The organism is Methylobacterium sp. WL103, assembly GCF_008039885.1.
In the GTDB taxonomy this organism is placed as follows: Bacteria; Pseudomonadota; Alphaproteobacteria; order Rhizobiales; family Beijerinckiaceae; genus Methylobacterium; species Methylobacterium cerastii.
On the sequence record NZ_VRUX01000290.1, the window covers coordinates 1 to 5,209 of the forward strand.

A 5,209-nucleotide genomic window follows, 5' to 3' on the forward strand; every position below is an offset into this window, starting at 1 on the left:
GGGGGTCTCGGAGGTGCGGCCGCCGGACGACGCGTTCGGCTCATGCAGGATGGCGACCTCGGCGCCGTCCGCGCGGCGGAGCCACCAGCGGTCGCCGTTCTCGCTGGCGTGGATCAGGCGTCGATCGGTCTTCATGGGGGCGCTGTCCTGGTTGGCACGGACGGAGAAGTCGGCGGGCGCGGTTTCGCTCCCGTACCTCAGGCGCCTGCCTGCCGCCGGTCGAGGCTGTGGGTGAGCTGGTCTGCGAACTTCGCCGCCGCGACGGAGAGCAGGCGCCCGCGCAGCTGCCCGAGGATCATCACCATCGGGTCGAGGTCGCGCGCGTCGATCGGGCGGCTGGCGAGGCGCGGGTCGTCGGGGATGCCGCTCGGCACCTGGAGGCTCACGGCCTCCTCGCGCAGAACGAGGTTGCGCAGGAACTCGAGCGAGCTCGACTCGACCACCGGCCCGAGCGGCACGCCCTTCCGCGCCAGGGCCTGCTCCAGGTGCAGGCGGATCGCCAGCGACCGGTCGGGCAGGGCCATCGCATGGGCGAGGCAGTCGCGCAGGCGCACCGGCCCGGCCTCCCGGGCGAGGGGATGGCCGGCCCGCATCAGCGCGCAGAGCGGCTGGCGGCAGGAATACAGCACGTGCAGGTCGGCGGAGGGCGGCGGCTGCAACACCAGGGCTAGGTCGGCCTCGAAGGCGGTCAGCGCCGCCACCGCCTGGACGTGGTCGCGCACCTGCACCGTGAACCCGACCTGCGGAAACCGCTCGCGGTAGGCCTGGACCTCCTCCGGCACCACCTGCGTGACGAAGGCCTGGCTGCAGGCCAGCGCCACGTGCCCGCGCCGGACCCCGGAGAGGTCGGCGATCTGCGAGCGCACACGCTCGAGGTCGGCGAGCTGGTCGCGCACGTGCCGGACCAGCAGCTCGCCGGCCGCGTTGAGCCGCATCCCCTGCGCCAGCCGCTCGAAGATCGGCGTGCCAAGTTCGTACTCGATGTCCTGGACTTGGCGCGTCAGCGCCGAGGGGGCGATGTTGAGGCGCTCGGCCGCCCGGCGGATCGAGCCGCTGCGGGCGATTTCGGCGATGCAGGCCAGCGTCCGGGTGTGCTTCATCGCAGATCCCCGCCTCGGGCGCGCTTCGGGCGGCCCATACCAACCAGCTAGACCGCCTGTTGCCGAAAGCGCAACGGCCCCATCCCGAATGAGCACTCGTTAGCAACGGCAGGGGGATCTACGCTTCGTACCGTCGCCGTTCCCCGCCTCGCCGGCCTCGGAGTGAAGCCATGATCGCCCGCCGCACCCTCCTTGCCGGCCTCGGGGCCGGGCTCGTCTCGGCGCCCTTCGTGGCCCGCGCCGCCGCGCCGGTGACGATCCGCATGGGCTCGCTCAAGCTGATCCATTCGATCGCGCCATACTTCTACGAGCGCTTTACGCCGGCGGGCTACGTGGTCGAGGTGATCCCGTTCGAGAGCCCGACCGAGTGCAAGAACGCGGTGGTCACCAAGTCGGTGGATTTCGGCACCTTCGGCATCGCCTCGGCGACCCTGGGCGCGGCCGCCGGCGAGCCGCTAACGGTGATCGCCTCGACCTGCAACGGCGGCATGGCGATCATCTCCAAGAAGGATTCCGACGTCCGCGCGGTCAAGGACCTCAGGGGCAAGCGCGTCGCCCTGTGGCCCGGCTCGACGCAGGAGGTGTTCGCCCTCGAGCGCATGCGCATGGAGGGGCTCTCGATCAAGGACATCGTGCCGGTGCGCATCTCGTTCTCGGAGATGCACATCGCCTTGGCGCGCGGCGACATCGACGCCTATGTCGGCGCCGAGCCGGCCCCCGGCGTCAGCCTGTCGAGCGGCGTCGGCCAGCTCGTCGAGTACCCCTACGGCACCGAGATGGGCTCGCTCAACATGGTGTTCGGCACCCATCGCGACACGATCGCGGGCAAGCCCGACCTCGTCCGCACCATGCTGGAAATCCACCGCAAGGGCACCGAGTTCGCCGCCAAGAACCGCGACGCGATGATCGACATGGCGGTGATGAAGCTCGGCCAGAAGCGAGAGGCTTTGGTGGTCTCGGCTCCCAACGTCGACCTGACGTGGAAGCTCGGCCCGGACGAGGTGAAGAAGGCCGAGGCCTACGCCCGGCACATGCTCGCCCTCAAGCAGATCAAGCGCCTGCCGGAGCCGGGCTTCGTCGACACCACGTTCGTCGACGCGATGCGGGACGCGTGACATGAGCGCGACGACGGCGACGGAGGCGGACGTGGCCGCCGCGGGCGACGCGGCGCTCCCCCTCTCCCGCATCGGAGAGGGCACCCGCGTTCCACGCCGTCGCACCAAGGACATCCTGCAGCGCATCAAGGGCGCCGCCCTCGCGCTGGCCCTGCCCCTCGCGCTCGCCCTCGTCTGGCACCTCGCCACGGTCGGGAAACCCTACAGCCTGATCCCGCCGCCGGCCGAGGTCTGGACCGAGATGCGCGACCTCGCCGTCGGCGGCGTCAACGACGACGCGTTCAGCGGCACGCTGTGGACGCATCTCGCGGCTTCGCTCGCCCGCGTCTTCGGCGGGTTCGCGCTCGCGGCGGCAGCCGCCCTGCCGCTCGGGCTGTTGATCGGCCGGGTGCCGCTGATGCGGGCGCTCCTCGACCCGACCTTCCAGATCCTGCGGCCGGTGCCCGTCACCGCCTGGCTGCCGCTGGCGATGATCCTGTTCGGGCTCGGGCCGCGCTCAGCCTACTTCCTGGTGTTCCTCGGAGCGTTCTACCCAATCCTCGTCAACACGATCTTCGGCGTGCGCGCGGTCGAGCCCCGGCTGTTCGAGGCCGCCGCCATGCTCGGCTGCACCGGCCCGGCACAGTTCGCCCGCGTGGTTCTGCCCGCCGCCCTCCCATCGATCTTCACCGGGTTGCGCCTCGGCCTCGGCTTCGCCTGGGTGGTCATCGTCGTCGGCGAGATGACCGGCGTCCAGACGGGCCTCGGCGCGATCATCATGGAGGCGCGCCAGCTCTCGCGCACCGAGATCGTCATCTGCGGCATGGTGGTGATCGGCGTCGCCGGGTTCATCTCCGACCGGATCGTCATGGAGATCGGTCGCCGCCTGCTCTCGTGGAGCCCCGCGCATGGTTGAATCCGATGGCTGATCCTACGATCCCGATCGTCGACGTCCGCGACGTCTCGAAGACCTACCTGTCGCAGGGGCGCCGGACCGAGGCCCTGCGCGGCGCCAGCCTCACCGTCCAGCGCGGCGAGTTCGTCTGCCTTCTCGGGGCGTCGGGCTGCGGCAAGTCCACCCTGCTGAGGATCGTGGCCGGCTTCGAGGCCACCACCGCCGGCGAAGCGCTGATGTGGGGCAAGCCGATCCCCGGACCCGGCCCGAGCCGGGGCATGGTGTTCCAGGATTACGGCCTGTTCCCGTGGTTGACCGTCCGCGACAACATCGGCTTCGGCCCGAAGTCGCGCGGCCGCCCCGCCGCGGAGGTGCGCGAGACAGCCGCGCGCTACATCGACCTCGTCGGCCTGGGCCAATTCGCCGACGCCTACCCGCACCAGCTCTCGGGCGGCATGAAGCAGCGCGTGGCCATCGCCCGCGTGCTCGCCAACGAGGCCGAAGTGGTGCTGATGGACGAGCCGTTCGGGGCGCTGGACGCGATGACCCGCGAGCGGCTGCAGGACGAATTGCTCGAGCTCTGGAGCCGAACCGGCCTCACGGTGCTGTTCGTGACGCACGCCATCGAGGAGGCGATCGTGCTCGCCGACCGCATCGTGCTGATGTCCCCCGGCCCCGGCCGGATCGAGGCGGTGCACACGGTCGACCTCCCCCGCCGCCGCGACGTCTCGAGCCCCGCCTTCAACGACGTTCGCCGCATGCTCTCGGCTCAGCTCCACAGCCACCACGCGCCGAAGGCCGCATGAGCGAAATTCCGCGCATCGACCGGCGTCGGCCGGAAAACCGCCTCGCCTATCGTGCCGCGATCGACCGGCCGCGCCTCGCACTGCCCGGGGCCAAGGCCGTCGCGGTCTGGCCGGTGGTCAATGTCGAGCACTGGCTGATCGACCATCCGATGCCGCGCCAGATCCTGGTGCCCCCGACCGCGGCCACCCTGCTGCCGGACGTGCCCAACTGGGCGTGGCATGAATACGGGATGCGCGTCGGCTTCTGGCGCTTCCTCGAAGCTTTCGCAGTGCGCGGCATCCGGCCGACCCTGTCGATCAACGGCTCGGTCTGCACCGCCTATCCGCGGGTCGCAGCCGCCGCGCACGCAGCCGGCTGGGAGTTCATGGCCCACGGCTTCGAGCAGGTTCCGACCCACCGGATCGAGGACCAGCCCGGGATGATCGCCCGCACCGTCGCCGCGATCCGCGATCTCACCGGCGCGGCGCCGCGAGGCTGGCTCGGGCCGGGCCTCACCGAGACGCTGGACACCCCAGACCACCTCAAGGCGGCAGGCATCGAATATGTCGGCGACTTCGTGGTCGACGATCGGCCCGCGCGCATCGCCACCGCGCACGGGCCGCTGGTGGCGATGCCCTATTCGGTGGAGCTGAACGACATCCCGCTGCTCGCGATCCAGCATCATCGCGCCGACGAGTTCGTGGAGCGGGCGCTGGCGCAGTGCGACCGCCTCGCCCGGGAAGCTGTCGGCGACGGGCCGCTGTCGGGCGCGAAGATCATGAGCTTCGCCATCCACCCCTACATCACCGGGGTGCCCCACCGCATCGGGCTGCTCGAACGCCTGCTCGACGCGCTGCTCGCCCGGCCGGACGTGGTGTTCCTGCAGGGCGGCGAGCTGCTCGACTGGTACCTGGGGACCGGCGACGATGCCTGAGACGATGGATTGGCGAGACCTCGACCGCGCGGACTTGAGCCGGGCCTACGACAATTCCGGCGCGGTGGCCGACAGCGCCGCGATCGTCGCCGGCTGGCGGACGCGCAGCGCCGCGTTCCGCGAGGCCCAAGTCGACGCGCTCGACCTCGCCTACGGGCAGGGTGAGCGCCAGCGCATCGACGTGTTCCGCTGCGGCCGGCCGAGCGCGCCGATGCTGGCCTTCCTCCACGGCGGCTACTGGCAGCGCAACGATCGGCGCGGCTTCTCCTGCATGGCCGAGGGGCCGCTGGCGCGCGGCCTCGACGTGGCGCTCGTCGGCTACACCCTGGCGCCGGAGGCGCGCCTGACGGACATCGTCGCGGAAGCCCACGCCGCGCTGGCGCTGCTGCGGGCCGAGGGC

General features: G+C 71.2%; 5 protein-coding genes and 1 pseudogene. 5 read left to right on the top strand and 1 reads right to left on the bottom strand.

Annotated elements, in window-relative coordinates:
• Positions 1-197: 197 nt before the first annotated feature.
• The gene (locus FV222_RS16500; protein ID WP_147761690.1) at positions 198-1,100 is read right to left on the bottom strand and encodes a LysR family transcriptional regulator; all 903 of its coding nucleotides are present in this window, start codon (positions 1,098-1,100) and stop codon (positions 198-200) included.
• A gap of 170 nt (positions 1,101-1,270) precedes the next feature.
• On the opposite strand from FV222_RS16500, the gene FV222_RS16505 reads away from it, so the two are divergent.
• The 5 genes and pseudogenes from FV222_RS16505 to FV222_RS16525 form a co-directional block, all read left to right on the top strand.
• A complete protein-coding gene (locus FV222_RS16505) occupies positions 1,271-2,215 on the top strand; it encodes an NrtA/SsuA/CpmA family ABC transporter substrate-binding protein (protein WP_147761689.1) in 945 nt (314 codons plus the stop codon).
• Between the two features lies 1 nt (position 2,216).
• Positions 2,217-3,110: an ABC transporter permease gene (locus FV222_RS16510; RefSeq protein ID WP_147761688.1), complete on the top strand. Its 894-nt coding sequence runs from the start codon at positions 2,217-2,219 to the stop codon at positions 3,108-3,110.
• A gap of 5 nt (positions 3,111-3,115) precedes the next feature.
• Positions 3,116-3,895 (top strand): ABC transporter ATP-binding protein, encoded by a 780-nt coding sequence (locus FV222_RS16515; RefSeq protein WP_147761687.1) that lies wholly within the window; start codon positions 3,116-3,118, stop codon positions 3,893-3,895.
• Positions 3,892-4,809, top strand: a complete 918-nt coding sequence (locus tag FV222_RS16520; protein ID WP_147761686.1) for a polysaccharide deacetylase family protein — start codon at positions 3,892-3,894, stop codon at positions 4,807-4,809. The genes FV222_RS16515 and FV222_RS16520 overlap by 4 nt, the downstream gene beginning before the upstream one ends.
• 4 nt (positions 4,810-4,813) lie before the next feature.
• Positions 4,814-5,209, top strand: a pseudogene (locus FV222_RS16525) (alpha/beta hydrolase); the annotation flags it as partial.